At 33.4% G+C, this 15,686-nt stretch carries 13 protein-coding genes and 1 pseudogene; 6 read left to right on the top strand and 8 right to left on the bottom strand.

Annotated elements, in window-relative coordinates:
• From FNW17_RS16370 to FNW17_RS12895, 4 genes are all read right to left on the bottom strand, one after another.
• Window positions 1-1,207, bottom strand: a 1,207-nt coding sequence (locus tag FNW17_RS16370) for a CHASE3 domain-containing protein (protein WP_185965306.1), incomplete at its 3' end; no start/stop codon positions are given.
• A gap of 43 nt (window positions 1,208-1,250) precedes the next feature.
• The gene (locus tag FNW17_RS12905) at window positions 1,251-1,790 is read right to left on the bottom strand and encodes a helix-turn-helix domain-containing protein (protein WP_144071845.1); all 540 of its coding nucleotides are present in this window, start codon (window positions 1,788-1,790) and stop codon (window positions 1,251-1,253) included.
• Window positions 1,791-2,242: 452 nt separating this feature from the next.
• A complete protein-coding gene (locus tag FNW17_RS12900) occupies window positions 2,243-3,151 on the bottom strand; it encodes a phospholipase A (RefSeq protein WP_235893277.1) in 909 nt (302 codons plus the stop codon).
• 236 nt (window positions 3,152-3,387) lie between these two features.
• Window positions 3,388-3,672 carry a GNAT family N-acetyltransferase gene (locus FNW17_RS12895; protein WP_143391942.1) on the bottom strand — a complete coding sequence of 95 codons (285 nt, stop codon included), beginning with the start codon at window positions 3,670-3,672 and terminating at the stop codon, window positions 3,388-3,390.
• Between the two features lie 267 nt (window positions 3,673-3,939).
• Between FNW17_RS12895 and FNW17_RS12890 the strand changes: the two genes are divergently transcribed.
• A complete protein-coding gene (locus tag FNW17_RS12890) occupies window positions 3,940-4,596 on the top strand; it encodes an alpha/beta fold hydrolase (protein WP_143391940.1) in 657 nt (218 codons plus the stop codon).
• A 77-nt stretch (window positions 4,597-4,673) separates the two neighbouring features.
• On the opposite strand, the gene FNW17_RS12885 is transcribed toward FNW17_RS12890, so the two are convergent.
• Complete coding sequence (locus tag FNW17_RS12885; RefSeq protein ID WP_143391939.1) at window positions 4,674-5,189, bottom strand: DUF2892 domain-containing protein; 516 nt, start codon at window positions 5,187-5,189, stop codon at window positions 4,674-4,676.
• A 164-nt stretch (window positions 5,190-5,353) separates the two neighbouring features.
• Between FNW17_RS12885 and rpmH the strand changes: the two genes are divergently transcribed.
• The 4 genes and pseudogenes from rpmH to FNW17_RS12865 all read left to right on the top strand — a co-directional run.
• Entirely contained in the window at window positions 5,354-5,515 is a 162-nt protein-coding gene (rpmH, locus tag FNW17_RS12880) for a 50S ribosomal protein L34 (protein ID WP_022828464.1), read from the top strand.
• Between the two features lie 163 nt (window positions 5,516-5,678).
• Entirely contained in the window at window positions 5,679-8,531 is a 2,853-nt protein-coding gene (gene carB / locus FNW17_RS12875; protein WP_144071843.1) for a carbamoyl-phosphate synthase large subunit, read from the top strand.
• A gap of 368 nt (window positions 8,532-8,899) precedes the next feature.
• A complete protein-coding gene (locus tag FNW17_RS12870; RefSeq protein ID WP_143391937.1) occupies window positions 8,900-9,820 on the top strand; it encodes an AEC family transporter in 921 nt (306 codons plus the stop codon).
• A gap of 53 nt (window positions 9,821-9,873) precedes the next feature.
• Window positions 9,874-10,098, top strand: a pseudogene (locus FNW17_RS12865) (hypothetical protein); the annotation flags it as partial.
• A gap of 279 nt (window positions 10,099-10,377) precedes the next feature.
• On the opposite strand, the gene FNW17_RS12860 reads toward FNW17_RS12865, so the two are convergent.
• Complete coding sequence (locus tag FNW17_RS12860; protein WP_143391936.1) at window positions 10,378-10,833, bottom strand: hypothetical protein; 456 nt, start codon at window positions 10,831-10,833, stop codon at window positions 10,378-10,380.
• A 262-nt stretch (window positions 10,834-11,095) separates the two neighbouring features.
• Between FNW17_RS12860 and FNW17_RS12855 the strand changes: the two genes are divergently transcribed.
• Window positions 11,096-12,058 carry an ion channel gene (locus FNW17_RS12855; RefSeq protein WP_144071842.1) on the top strand — a complete coding sequence of 321 codons (963 nt, stop codon included), beginning with the start codon at window positions 11,096-11,098 and terminating at the stop codon, window positions 12,056-12,058.
• Window positions 12,059-12,345: 287 nt separating this feature from the next.
• On the opposite strand, the gene FNW17_RS12850 is transcribed toward FNW17_RS12855, so the two are convergent.
• On the bottom strand, window positions 12,346-12,711 hold the full coding sequence (locus FNW17_RS12850) for a hypothetical protein (RefSeq protein ID WP_144071841.1): 366 nt from the start codon (window positions 12,709-12,711) through the stop codon (window positions 12,346-12,348).
• Between the two features lie 206 nt (window positions 12,712-12,917).
• Window positions 12,918-15,623 carry a phosphoenolpyruvate carboxylase gene (locus FNW17_RS12845; protein ID WP_143391933.1) on the bottom strand — a complete coding sequence of 902 codons (2,706 nt, stop codon included), beginning with the start codon at window positions 15,621-15,623 and terminating at the stop codon, window positions 12,918-12,920.
• Window positions 15,624-15,686 lie beyond the last annotated feature (63 nt).

Below are 15,686 nucleotides of genomic sequence, written 5' to 3'. Positions count from 1 at the left end.
TATTTTCTTTCTCTTGGTTTTGGTAAGCGAGTTCTTTATTGGCAATGCTCAATTCATTGGCTCTATTTTCTTTCTCTTGGTTTTGGTAAGCGAGTTCTTTATTGGCAATGCTCAATTCATTGGCTCTGTTTTCTTTCTCTTGGTTTTGGTAAGCGAGTTCTTTATTGGCAATTTGTAAATCTAAGGCCCATTTTTGTTCCGCAATATCTCTGGCTACAATTACAACTCCCAGAATAGCCCCATTGTCATTTCTATATACGGAACCGTTAAATAAAACGTCTGTCAATTTTCCGTCTTTATGACGAATAGTCAGAGGGAAATCGGCTACGTAACCTTTTTCAAAAACTTCTTGATAAACTTCTCTAGCACTTTGTTGATCAGTAAAATAATCGAAAAAATCAGAACCTACAAGTTCCTCTCGAGTTACACCAGTAATGTTTACTAATGCTTCATTCATATCCATGATTTTTCCTTTAACATTAATGGTCACTAGCGGGTCATGACTTGCCTCGATGAGGCTTAGAGCATAATGAGAGGCTGATTTTTGATTGGCATTAAAAGTTTTTAATTCGTTATTCGTTTTCTTCTGATTTTTTATGATAATTATCACGAGAATAAAAATGACACCCAAAAAAACAAGAAGCAAAAAAAAGATTAATTCAGAAAAATGATAGTCTTTTTCGTTTTCAATTTTTTGATTCTTAAGCAGTCTGGATTCTTCATTAGTAACAGAGCTTTTGGTCGTTCTTATATTGTCAGTAATAATTTTGCCTTCTTCAATTATTCCTATTTTTTCAGCAACAGTCAATTCTTTAGGACTCTTGAATGCTAGATATTTTTCGGTAAAATTAAGTCGTTCTTCCACCTTTTTTTTCAACAAAAGGACATTGTTTTGCTGATTTGGATTGTCTTTGGTTAGTATATCCAATGTGTCTAAATTGGCGTTTACTTTATTTTTAGACAGATTATAAGGTTCCAAAAAAACGCTATTGCCAGATAACAAATAGCCTCTGAATCCGGTTTCAATATTAAGGACATCCAACAAGACTTCGTTACTCTTGCTGATGACTTCCTGATTGTGTAACAATTTTTTGCTCGAAGCAATTTCTTTTTGATTGTTTAAATAAAGTACCGACAAAACTGTGGTCAACAGAATAACGGAGAGGATATAAAAGAGGGTAGTTTTCTTTTCAAATAGAAGTTTCATAATGTTTTTTGTGATAATAGGTTAGTCTCTTTTGCTATTTGAATCAAATTTCTTCAATCGGACTTCGCCTTTTGTCTTTCAATTGTTTAAAATGAGAAGGAGTAAGCCCAGTGACTTTCTTGAACTGGCTCGATAAATGCGCTACACTGCTGTACCCCATTTTCCAAGCAATTTCGGTAATATTGTGTTCGCCGTAAATAATTAATTCTTTGATGCGTTCTATTTTATGAGAAATAATATATTGCTCAATTGTAGTTCCTTGAACCTCTGAAAACAAATTAGACAAATAAGTGTAATCGTGATTCATTTTTTCACTCAAGTAATCCGAAAAATTGACCTTGATAATTTCGTTCGAGTGATGCACCATTTCTATAATTATAGTTTTGATTTTTTCGATCATCATGGCTTTCTTATCATCCATTAACTCGAGGCCTGATTGAAGCAAATTTGCTTTTAACAACGCTCGTTTTTCCATAGAAATATTTTCCATAATATCAACTTCCCCTAAATCGACTAGGATATAATGGAGGCCAAGATTTTTTAGCTCTTCTTTTACCGCCATTTTGCAACGGTTGCTAACCATGTATTTGATATATAATTTCAAATTATTTTGTGATTAAAATAGTTGATGTAAAAGTCTAACGATTCGCATAAAAAAAACTTATATAACTTTAGAAAAAACTTATATAATTCACACATTTCAGATCGGAATGTACTAGGATGCTAAGCTATTTATAAAGGTTTTTTTCTTTCTTTTATTTAGTTAAAAAGCTAAAACAGCACTCCTTTTTTGTCTAAGATACAATTTAATCTACTTAAATGGGTACTTTTTGAATATTATAGCATTCGAACAAGAAAGAAACTACAATTGTTATGAATTTATATCAAAAAGGATTTGTGTCAAAATTGATTTTATGCAACTATTTGATGCTTTACTATTTGGTATATTTTACATCATAAATTTTTAATATTTACTAGATGCAACTTTTTATACTATAAAACCAACTGTTATCAGTTTTCAAATTTGTTTAAATTTTATTGCCATTCAATCAAGGAGACGCCGACTCCTACTGTAGTTTGATTATGGTTGTAATCTATGAGTGAATTTCCATAGCCGTGAGTAACTTGTATGTATCCTTTAAGATTTCCTTTTATTGGATAGGACCAAGAAAATGCTGCACTACCTCTCATTTCTCCTTTAAAATTAAAATTATGACTTCCTTCAAAAGAATAAACACTTCTGTTTTTAGAATAAATTAGAGTCAAATCACCATTGCCAACGAAGTCAGAAATATCTGGATTGTCTCCTTTCGATTCGGGAATTACATACCAAGGCCTGATATAGATATTCCAATTTTCTCTTTCAAAACCAGCAAACAGGATTATCCTATTCCAACTTCTTGTATTTGGAAAACTCTTGCCATTGGATTCGTGATTAAACGAAGTCCCAATCATTCTGGTTTTAAAACCAAGAAAATTAAATTTTAGCGGAAAATTAAGTATGATTTCGGGCTCATAATTTATCTCTCTAAACGGACGAGATAAATCTGAATTGTAAATTTGCCAATGCGAAACTTGTGTATATGCAACCCATAAATCGGCTTTTCCCCATAAAAAACTTTGCAGAATTTTAGTTTTAAAACTCAATTGAAACTTTAACTCAACTACGTCAAAATCTACATTAGGCGCAATATAATCTGGAGATTCATTCCCAGAATTAGGAAGTTCATTAATTCTATTAGACCAAACAAAAGGCAGTATGTATATTGACTTGTAAGGGGTTACCAAAAATGTTCCTCTTGCTGAAGTCGCGTCTAATTCCCAACGTGCAACCATCGATTTGAGTTCAATTTTATCATTAAATAAAGTTTGGACTTGGGCATTGGAATCATAAAAGCCGATTATAAATAAAAATAATACAAGAAATTTTTTGAGTAGAGCCACGGTTTGAGTTTATATACAACAAAGAAAATGCTTAAATTTCAGTGTGATATTACATCATCCTATATTAATTTTATATAATTTACGTATTCTTTAATGGTGATTTTGTATCCGTTTATTGAGAGTTGTTTTTTTGAAAATTTGACTTGTTTGAGTTTTGAAATGAGCTAAACTAAGGGTTATGTTTTTTTGCCTTTTTTAGACATAATAAAGCTGTTTCTTTTAGCGAAACAGTTTTTTTATAATCGAATGCCTGGCGGGAGTAACTCTTTGTAAACTGGATTCTTTTTGAAGAAAACAACAATTTTAGGAAGTATAGGAACGACTTTTAGTTTTCTTTCAATGGCAATTGCCATAATTTCTTTGAGTAAATTCGAAATAAATAGCTCATCATCAAATGAATCTGGAGTATTAATTTTTGTTAAAAATATTTTTTTCTCCTGAAAAGAATATTCAACTGTTACTAAGCCTTTTTTAGTTATGGTTTCAAATTGTCGGGCAAAAGTATTGTCCTTGATTTCAATAATGGCTGCAGTTTCCATACTATTTAATTTAATGGGCATTTAGGACACAAAAAGTATTTTGGTTTAAATTGATTTTGATTTCAATGATGATATATACTAGGTGATTTATTTTGGTATTGTGAATAGGTTTACAAAGGTATCGATTTGATTTTCAATATCAAACGATTATTGATAGTATAATAGTATTGGTTTCAAATAAAACGTTTAATTTTATCCAAATTTCGTTTACAAAAAAGGTATTGAAAATTCTGCCTTAAAACTAACAATATGAGTAAAATTCCAGTTTATTTTATGCCTGGTTTGGCTGCAAGTGCTCAAATTTTTGAACGAATAGTACTTCCTGATGCTACTTTTGAAACAGTACTTTTAGAATGGGAAATCCCTTTGGATAATGAAACTTTACTTCAATATGCCAAACGAATGAGCCAGAAGATTACACACCCGAATCCAGTATTAATAGGAGTTTCATTTGGTGGAATTTTAGTTCAGGAAATGGCTCAATTTATTCAAGTTAGAAAAGTTATCATCATTTCGAGTGTTAAAACAAATCTCGAGTTTCCTATAAGAATGAAATTGGCCAAAACCACCAAAGCTTATAAATTGATTCCAACCGCTTTATTTGCCAATATTGAAAGTCTATCTAAATTTTCCTTTGGCGAAAAAATAAACCAAAGGCTAAAATTATATGAAAAATTTCTTCGCGTTCGAGACAAGCGTTATTTAGACTGGGCTGTGGAGCAAGTTATTTTGTGGACAAGAAACGTTGCTGACAAAAGTGTAATTCACATTCACGGAGATGCCGATGATGTTTTTCCGATAAAAAACATTCAAAACTGTATTGCGGTAAAAGGCGGAACACACGTTATGATTCTGAGTAAATACAAGTGGTTGAATGAAAATTTACCCAAAATAATCTTGGAATAAAAAAAGCGATTAGATTTTAGTCTAACCGCTTTTCTGTTTTTAGCTCACTCTCCTTCGTAAAGGGTCGGGGAGAGGAATTATATTTTCTTCATTTGATCTTTCATCATCTTAATCTGATCGGTTAACATATTCTGTTTGTCTAGTTTTCTTGCTTCATTAAGTAAATTTGTCGCTTCCAGTTTTCTTCTTCGAGTCATTGCAACTCCGGCGAGATTTAATTTGGCAACAGCCAAGTCCATATCCATGGACAATCCCAATTCGATTGCTTTCTTGAAATATTTTTCAGCTTGATTAATATTCGTTTGCGAAAGCATAATTCCATGTAAATAATTAAAATAACCTTGTTGTTTTCTAACTAAAGCTCCTTCTGGATTTTTGATGTAAGCCAACCATTTTTTGGCTCCTTCGAAATCTTGTTTTCTCAATTTTAAGAAGGCCAATAATATAAATTCATTTTTAAAGTAAAGAAAAATTGGAAAAGCAGTCAATAATATAAGGAAGATTCCGTTGCCAATATTAGATTCTGTAAATTGCCAAACCGCTGCAACTACTAGAAGGCCAGCGATAATAAGTTTGATATTCTTGTGAAACATAGTGTGTAAATTTATATCAGCAAAGATAGTAAAAGGAATTAAAAAAAAAATTATAAAACCACTTGCCAGAAATAAAAGTCTTTGTATATTTGCACTCGGTTTTAGAATAACGGAATTCAAAACTACCAAAGACATTTAAATACATTTTTTAAAGATACAAAGCAATGAGCAAAAGAACGTTTCAACCATCGAAAAGAAAAAGAAGAAATAAGCACGGATTTATGGACAGAATGGAATCTGCAAATGGAAGAAAAGTCCTAGCTCGTCGTAGAGCAAAGGGAAGACATAAATTGACTGTTTCTTGCGAACCAAGACATAAAAAATAATGTTTCTATAAACATCATAAAGGCGTTACTTTTTTTAGTATCGCCTTTTTTTATACCTTATCGTTAAAAAGGTTTAAAGTTTCATGTTTAAAGTTAGTTGAGCAACTTGAAACCTGAAACCTGAAACCTGAAACTAAAAATACAAACAACAAACAACTACACTATGCCAAAAGACAACTCCATAAAATCAGTTTTAATAATAGGTTCGGGTCCAATCGTGATTGGTCAAGCTTGCGAATTTGATTATGCAGGTTCCCAATCGGCACGTTCTATTCGTGAAGAAGGAATCGAAGTTATCTTGATCAATTCCAATCCGGCAACAATTATGACCGACCCATCAATGGCCGATCATATTTATTTATTGCCTTTGACCACTAAATCAATTATTCAAATCTTAAAAGAACATCCACAAATTGATGCTGTTTTGCCAACAATGGGAGGTCAAACTGCTTTAAATCTTTGTTTGGAAGCGGATGAAAAAGGGATTTGGAATGATTTTGGAGTGAAACTAATTGGCGTTGATGTCAATGCCATCAACATTACCGAAGACAGAGAGCAGTTCAAGCAATTGCTAAAGAAAATTGGAGTTCCATCTGCACCCGCAGAAATCTGTACTTCTTACCTTCGTGGAAAAGAAATTGCACAGGAATTTGGTTTTCCGTTGGTTATTCGTCCATCCTTTACTTTGGGAGGAACTGGAGCTGCAATTGTATACAAAAAAGAAGATTTCAACGAACTTTTAACTCGCGGGTTAGAAGCTTCTCCTATTCACGAAGTCTTGATCGACAAGGCCTTGATGGGTTGGAAAGAATATGAATTGGAATTGTTGAGAGATAAAAACGACAATGTCGTGATTATTTGTTCTATCGAAAATATGGATCCAATGGGGATTCATACCGGAGATTCTATAACAGTCGCGCCAGCAATGACTCTGTCTGACACGACTTTCCAAAGGATGCGTGATTATGCTATTTTGATGATGCGTTCTATCGGAAATTTTGCTGGAGGTTGTAACGTGCAATTCGCCGTTTCGCCCGACGATAAAGAAGATATCGTGGCAATTGAAATCAATCCTCGTGTGTCTCGTTCATCAGCATTAGCATCAAAAGCAACGGGTTATCCTATTGCAAAAATTGCTTCGAAACTGGCTTTGGGTTACAACTTGGATGAATTGCAAAACCAAATTACCAAATCGACTTCGGCGCTTTTTGAACCGACTTTGGATTATGTGATTGTAAAAATACCACGTTGGAATTTTGATAAATTTGAAGGAGCCGACAGAACTTTGGGGCTTCAAATGAAATCCGTAGGTGAAGTAATGGGAATTGGACGTTCGTTCCAAGAAGCCTTGCACAAAGCTACACAATCATTGGAAATCAAAAGAAATGGACTTGGAGCTGACGGAAAAGGATATAAAAACTACGAGCAAATTATCGAGAAACTGACTTTTGCGAGTTGGGATCGTGTTTTCGTAATTTATGATGCCATTGCTTTGGGAATTCCATTGAGTCGCATTCACGAAATCACCAAAATCGATATGTGGTTCTTGAAACAATACGAGGAATTATATACTTTGGAAAAGGAAATATCCAACTTTAAATTGGAAACTTTACCAAGAGAATTATTACTCGAAGCAAAACAAAAAGGGTTTGCCGACAGACAAATTGCACATATGTTGGGATGTTTGGAAAGTCAAATACATACTTTGCGTATGTCAATGAACATCAATCGCGTGTTCAAACTAGTCGATACTTGTGCTGCGGAATTCAAGGCATTGACTCCTTATTATTACTCCACTTTTGAGGCCGAAATCGAAAAAGCAAACGGAGAACGTTACGTTCACAACGAAAGTATCGTAACCGACAAGAAAAAAATAATCGTTTTGGGTTCAGGACCAAACCGAATTGGACAAGGAATTGAATTTGATTATTCTTGTGTTCACGGGGTTTTGGCGGCCAAAGAATGTGGTTATGAAACTATTATGATCAACTGTAATCCAGAAACGGTTTCGACCGATTTTGATACGGCCGACAAATTGTATTTCGAGCCCGTTTTTTGGGAACATATTTACGATATTATCCAACACGAAAAACCGGAAGGTGTCATCGTGCAATTAGGCGGACAAACGGCTTTAAAAATTGCTGAAAAGTTAGCCAAATACGGAATAAAAATTATTGGAACCAGTTTCGATGCTTTGGATTTAGCCGAAGACAGAGGACGTTTCTCGGAACTTTTAACCGATTTGAAAATTCCTTTTCCACAGTTTGGTATTGCTGAAACGGCTGACGAAGCTTCTGCTTTGGCTGACACTTTGGACTTTCCATTGTTGATTCGTCCATCTTATGTTTTGGGAGGTCAGGGAATGAAAATCGTGATCAACAAACAAGAATTGGAAGAACACGTCATCAATTTATTGAAAACGATTCCAGGAAATAAATTGCTTTTAGACCATTATTTAGATGGAGCAATCGAAGCTGAAGCCGATGCGATTTGCGACGGTGAAAACGTGTACATCATTGGAATAATGGAGCACATAGAGCCTTGCGGAGTTCACTCTGGCGACAGTAATGCGACTTTGCCACCGTTCAACTTGGGCGAATTTGTGATGACCCAGATAAAAGACCATACCAAAAAAATTGCTTTAGCCTTGCGAACCGTTGGTTTAATCAACATCCAGTTTGCGATAAAAGACGATATCGTTTATATCATTGAAGCGAATCCTAGAGCGTCTCGTACCGTTCCATTTATTGCGAAAGCCTACGGAGAACCTTATGTGAACTACGCTACCAAAGTGATGTTGGGCGAAAAGAAAGTAACTGATTTTGTTTTCAATCCGCAATTAAAAGGATTTGCCATCAAGCAACCCGTTTTCTCTTTCAGCAAGTTCCATAACGTGAATAAAGCGTTGGGACCAGAAATGAAATCAACTGGCGAAAGCATTTTGTTTATTGACGATTTGAAAGACGACCAATTCTACGAATTGTACTCTAGAAGAAAAATGTATTTGAGCAAATAAAATTTAATTTTGTATATTGAAAAAGCCCCGTTTGGGGCTTTTCTTGTTTGTAGATACGAGCGGTACGCTCGCACCAGCCTGGGGTTTTTCAATCTTATTTGTTAAAGCTGTAAGATTTGATAAGCTAATTTTCCCAGTTTGTATTGTTTTTAGGATAGTGTCTTCTGAAACTGTAGGTTCTTCATTGGTGCTAAGATTTAGGTATAAAAAAGTTTTATCCTTTGATGTATCCCAAAATCAGGATTCAGGATTTTAGCCATAAAGTCATTTTTATACTTTATTGGTACTATTTTTAGTTTAGATCTTAACAAATTTCCATTACTTTTGTGACTTATATAAAATTGTATAAAGCAAATAATCTCTAATTTATGAACGCTATTCTTGTCAAGATTTTTCCAATATTTTTAATGTTAATTATTGGTTTCTTACTCCAAAAATCCAAAGAAATTAATACAACTGTCATTAATGGTCTTAAATTTTTGATTCTAAGAGTTTCCTTGCCTTGCATATTGTTTTTTGCTTTTAGTAAAGCCAATTTACAATTAAGTTATACATTGCTGTTTCTTATAGTTTTTCTTTTCTGTATTTTATTATATGGCATTGGAATTTTTTTAAGAAAATATTTGAAGCGTTCTTATACAGGTCTTTTTTTTACAGGCTTCGAATTTGGCATGATAGGTATTGCACTTTTTGGTGCGCTTTATGGTATTGAAAATATTTCGGTAATAGCCCTGTTGGCTTTGGGGCATGAGTTTTTTATTTGGTTTGTCTATTTTCCTTTGTTGGAGAGTAAAAACAATGGACAAATAAGCATATCGCAAAATTTCATTCGTTTTCTCAAATCACCGACTATAGTAGCTATTTTTGTAGGTATAATAACCAATTTAACCAATACATATGATTGGTTTTCACATCAAGCTGTTATAATTGGTGTTTTTTCGGCGATGGAAACATTGTCAAAAATCACTGTTCCATTAATTCTAGTTGTAGTGGGATATTCGATTCAATTTACTGATGTCAATTGGGCTGAAACTTTTAAATTTATTGGTTTACGGATTTTGGTTGTAGCCATCTGTGGTTTTTTTACCTACCAACTTATTTTTTTTACCGTTGGGGAATTTAATCCCTTATTTAAGGTCGGTTTTATAACGTTTGTACTACTTCCTCCACCATTTATTCTGCCTTTATTTATTAAAAATAATGAAGATGAGCTGAAGTTTTTCAGCAATGCTATTTTGGTTTATACACTAATTTCATTGGTTTTATTTACAGTACTTTCCGTGTTTTAATCTAAGCTAAAACGTGTCTTTTACTTAGAAATCTGTTTGCATCAATTTATTCAGTAATGTTGGGCCACAATAAAGCAGTTGATTTTGTTTTCAATGCGCAGTTAAAAGGATATGCAGACAAACAACCGGTTTTCTCTTTCAGCAAGTTTCATAACGTAAACAAAGCATTAGGTCCAGAAATGAAATCTACCGGAGAAAGCATTTTGTTTATTGATGATTTGAAAGACGACCAGTTTTATGAATTGTATAGTAGAAGAAAAATGTATTTGAGTAATTAAGCTTATATTTAAAACAGAAAAGCCCCGTTTTGGGGCTTTTCTGTTTTAAATATAAGAATGGCGAGTAGCCATAAGAACTTTTTTTAATGATATAATTTTATTTAATTTTGGTTTTAATAACGGTTTGGCGCTTGGCGAAGAAGCGGATTCGAAGCAAAAAACCGTCTGCCACCACTGAACTAGATACGAAGCACAAAGCACCATTTAAGCAATGAACCCGCTTTTTTGCCAAACGCCTGTTAAGCGGTTCGACTTTCTATAAATTGTCTGAATTTTTTACTATTTAACTTCAAAATCTAATTGTCTCCCTTCATTAAAAGCCTTTTTGTCCATACTTGAACCAACCCCAATTCCAATTGCCATACCAATCGGTAGTCCAATTCCTAGCATTCCTAAATTTCCAATACTTAAACCAAATGCAACACCCATAGGTATTCCGAATATAGACATACCTAAAATCATCCACAGTTTCCTGTAATAATTTTTTGGTGCAATTTTGTGTTTTTTCTCTATCAATTTTATTACTCCATTTTCTTTTTCTTTTATTGCTTTCACAAAATATTTATCAATATCTGAAATAGAATTTATTTGTTCTATTTCATTGTTTATCAAATCAACTGTTTCGTCGGGCAATTCTTTTATTTCTATGGAATTTAAAAGTTTGCCAAGTTGTTCATAAGCATTAGAATCTTTTGAGTTTTCTGAAATGTTCGTTCTTTCGATTAGTTTTTTCATAGTAGATTTTGTTTTAAGCTGACCGCCAACTTGCATATTGGTAAGACAAAATCAGACATATCATTCCTAAATTGGGTCGCTTTATCTGACAAACGTTAATGTTTATTCAAATTCAAATATAGTGAAATCCTTTGATTTCTTTGTGTTTACAAATCGTATTTTCTTTAAAAAAACATTTAAACTAGACCTAAATAAGTTCCAATCCGTGGACTTTTTTGTATGCTATTTTTAGTTAATTTTACTTTTCAAAAAATTAGAACCAATGGCGTTTTTAAATAGCATCAATACTAAAGCAAAAGCTTTTTTTAATTCTGGATTTGGAACAAATTCTAATAGTTATGGTGGGCGTTTTTTAAATAAAGATGGTACTGCAAATGTTCAAAAACGTGGAATGGGTTTTTTTAACCGCATTAGTTGGTATCACACCTTATTGGATATGCCTACTTGGAAGTTTATTATGATTATTTTGATCTTTTATATTGTTATTAATTTTGCTTTTGCTCTTATTTATTTTGTAATAGGAATTGAATATTTAAATGGGATTGATACTTCTAGTTCGACTTGGGTGCAATTTGGGCAAGCTTATTTTTTTAGTGCACAAACTTTTACCACAGTTGGTTATGGACATATAAGTCCTTCTGGATTTTTGACAAGTGCAATTTCAGCTGCTGAAGCATTGACAGGCTTGCTAAGTTTTGCTATTGCAACAGGTTTGTTCTTTGGTAGATTTAGCAAACCAGTTGCATTTTTGAAATTTTCACATAATGCAATTATTGCACCTTATCAGGATATTACTGCTTTGATGATTAGAATCACGCCTTATAAAAATACTAATTTTACAGATATTGAAGCCAAAATTACTTTAGGAATGAATGTTTTGGAAAATGGTAATTTGAGTAATAAATTTTATTTTTTGGATCTCGAGTATGATAAAATAAATGCGCTAAATTTAAGTTGGACTCTAGTTCATCCCATAACGGAAGAAAGCCCATTGTTTCAATTTGATGCAGCCAATTTTGCCAATACAACAGGGGAGATAATGGTATACATTAAAACCTTTGACGATATGTATAGTACAGTTGTTGCCACTCGAACTTCCTACACTTTTGAAGAGGTAGTTTATGGTGCTAAATTCAAACCAATGTATTCACGAAGCTCTGATAATTCGAAAACTATTTTACATTTAAATATGTTAAACGAATTTGAAAGACAACCAGTTTTATGAATTGTATAGTAGAAGAAAAATGTATTTGAGCAAGTAAGATTTAGTTTTATATTAAAAAAGCCCCGATTGGGGCTTTTTTTGTTTTAAATATAAAAATGGCGAGTAGCCATAAGTGCTTTTTAATTTTTCGTTTTTAACGTTCCGGCGCTTGGCGAGGTTGCGAACTTCGGAACGAATTATTTTCTGTTAAAGATAAAAAATCTTGCGAAACGAGAACGTGAACTTACCACAAAACTCGCAATTGCGAGAAACGGCTGTTACCGGCTGTTCTTGTTATCATCGCAACGTTAATCCACATAAATTGTTGGGTCAAAAATCTCGGCTCTTTTCTTCAAGATTGTATCAAACTCCATATTTTTCGGATTATCATTTCCGAAATATTTTTCTTTTGCATTATAAATTTCTAAAATTTCGGCTTTAATTTCTGAATCAGGTTTTTCCAAATACTTTTCACACAAACATAATGCTAATTGACGTTTTGCTGATTCAAGTTCCCATTCATTTGATACTGAATGACCTTCATAAAGTTTTTTTTCTCCACATTCGTAACTCGGATATTCTACTTTACAATCTTTAAATGACAATATTTTGGTTTCATCCTTTCGGCAAGAAATGAATAAAAAAAGAATTGCAAAAAAAATAGTTCTATTCATAACCATTCGTGTTTAAGAATTGCCGGTAACTAGTATATAGGTCTGACAAAATCATACAAAGCCACCCGATTTTGGGTAGATAGGTCTGACAAACGTCAGTGTTTATTCAAATTCAAATAAAGTTTAATCCTTTCATTTCATTATGTCGACAAAGCGTATTCTTTAAAAACAAGAATGTGTTTCTTAGAAAGCCACCATTTATATAATCAACCTGTATTTTTCAAGCCGCTAGATAAAGCATTGGTTAAACTTAACAATTTATTTAATAATTTACTCTTTTCTAATTGGTGTTCATCATCCATGCTTCTCCATATTTTTAGGTATTTGATATGCAATTGATGTAAAACAAAAAGTTTGTCATTGCGCCATTTCAAATTGTCATACTGAGCATTTCTTCTGATGGATGCAGGTTCGTGAAACAACTCTTCAACTAACTCAAAACCATTTTGATGATCCGCCAAAAGCTTGTTCATAAACAAATCTCGTTCAACTACATCCTCATCCAGAGCCGCATATTGCTTCATCATTTCTAAATTAGAAAGGATTAAATTTGTTTCCGTTTGAATCATCAAAAACTTAAAGAATTTCCAATGGTTTGCTGATTGTTTTAAAAGGTTATATTCTTCTGGTTTTTCTTCTTTCAGTGTTTTTAAAGCTTCACCTAGTCCGTACCAACCTGTCAAAGAAATTCTGGATAAATTCCAACTAAATACCCACGGAATAGCTCTGAGGTCTTTCAAAGTTCTTGTGCCTGTTCTTCTGGCTGGCCGTGAGCCAATTTTACTATTCTCTAAAACATCTATGCAAGTGGCTGTACTATAAAAATTTATAAAACCAGGCGTTTCTATCAAATTTTTATAATGCTCAAATGATTTTTGTGCTAAAAACTCCAAAGTTTCAATGGGATATTTTGGAGCTTCTGCTTTACTTTTATTTTCAATCACATGTCTTACTACGCCAGAGGATAAGGCGCTTAAGTTATATTTTGCCGTCATTGGATTTCCAAAAAGTTGGGCAACTGATTCACCTTGTACTGTTATTTTAAAGGTGCCGCAAACTGTGTTCTCAGGCATGCTTTCTAAGAAACGATGGTATTTTCCTCCGCCTCTGCTGATTGTCCCACCAGTTCCGTGGAAAAAGTATATTTCGGTGCTATTTTTTCTTCCCACTTCGGACAACGCAATTTCGGCTTTGTATAAATTCCATTTACTGGCAATAGTACCTCCATCTTTATTGCTGTCACTATAACCCAACATCACTTCCTGTTTGTGAGCCATTTTTTTAGCTCGTGATTGCGTGATTGGGTGTTTTAAAAATGAATCTAAAATTTGCGGGCCGTTATACAGATCTTCAATAGTCTCCAGTAGCGGAACCACTCTTATGTCCGTGTTTAATAACTGGGTTTCACGCATCAATAGGTAAACAACTAATAAATCACTTAAATTTCTGGTCATACTGATAATGAAGGAACCAATACCACCTGTACCATACCGATTTATGTGCTGTCTAACAACACTATAACAATCTAAAACAGCATCAGCCTCAATGCCATAAGAAACGGTGACATCTATAATAGGTGAATTTTTTTCTAATAAGTGGTTTAAATAGTGAACACGTTTCTCTTCATTCCAATTTTCAAAGTCAAATTCTTTTTCGCCATTGGCTTGCAAAATTTGAGTAATGGCTTTATCATGAAAGGCACTATTTTGTCGAATATCTAATTTTGCCAAATGAAAACCAAAGGTTTTGACCGAACGTTCCACTGAAAATACTACATCTTCAGCAAGACTTTTTAGACCATTATTCAGCAAAACGTCTCTAAGAAGTTTTAAGTCTTCTTCTAAGGCTTTGCTTGATTTATAATATGTTTTGGAGTCAGCAAAATTTTCAGAAATAGTATTATCAAATTGACAAATTATCAAATTGACAAATTGTCTCCACGGTTCATAATGATTGCGTTCAATGGCTTTTTGCCCTATTTCACCTAGCGACTTCGCTTTTTGGTTTATGGCCTCAGAAAGTTCAAAAGGAACGGGGTTTGAAATGGCAGAAATAGAAAGTTTCTTTACCAAAGTAATTAATTCTTCTCGTAGGAGTGCTAGGGCATTTTTTCGGTGAAGCAATAATGTTTCTTTAGTTACTAAAGCAGATACAAAAGGATGCCCATCTCTGTCACCGCCTACCCAACTTCCAAAACTAATTTTTGGAAATAAATCGGGGTTTTTAATTTTATTGGGATTCAAGCCTAGGGTTACCCAAGAGCTTTTCAATTGATTATCTGCATTTTTTAGCACAACAGGAAAAACCTTGCTCAAATAATGAATTGCGTTTGTTCTTTCATCTTTTATATCTGGTTTTTCCAAGTATATTTCACCTGTTCTCCACCATCTTTCTAAAAGATTAATAATATTTTCTCTGTTTACTGCTTGTTCAATTTTACTTAACGAAGTGTTTTCTTTTTGTACTAAAAGCAAATACAACTCCCGATGAATTTCAATGACAGTAATCCTTTTAGCTTCTGTAGGGTGTGCTGTAAGCACTGGAATTAAGTGAGTTTCAGCAATAGCCGTAAGCATCTCATCTTCACTAACGTTGGCATTTTTCCATAGATTCAATGCTTCCGCCCAAGATCCTCTCATAGATGTAATCTGGTCTTGGTCTTCCAATCTTCTCCGGTATTGCGTTGCAGCATTTTCTTCAACTAAAGTTATTAATTGGAAATAAATACTCAGGGATTGAATCGTTTTTTCGTTTGGAAGTTTGTCTTCTTCTGCGCTAATGACTTGCAAATCAGTATTAATCAAGGAAACTACTTCATTTTCGTTAATTCGAGAAAGCATTTCGGTATAGCAAGCGATGATAAATCTTCTATCATCTGAAATTTTTTTTAATGGAGAATCTACAATACTCATAACTATTATGTTTTATACTGTTTAAAATCTCAAATATAGCTAAATTCTAAAATTTCTAAGTGC

It is taken from the genome of Flavobacterium franklandianum (genome assembly GCF_007097365.1).
GTDB lineage: Bacteria > Bacteroidota > Bacteroidia > Flavobacteriales > Flavobacteriaceae > Flavobacterium > Flavobacterium franklandianum.
The sequence above is the reverse complement of the archived record's forward strand: the minus strand, read 5'-3'. Positions and strand labels throughout refer to the sequence as shown.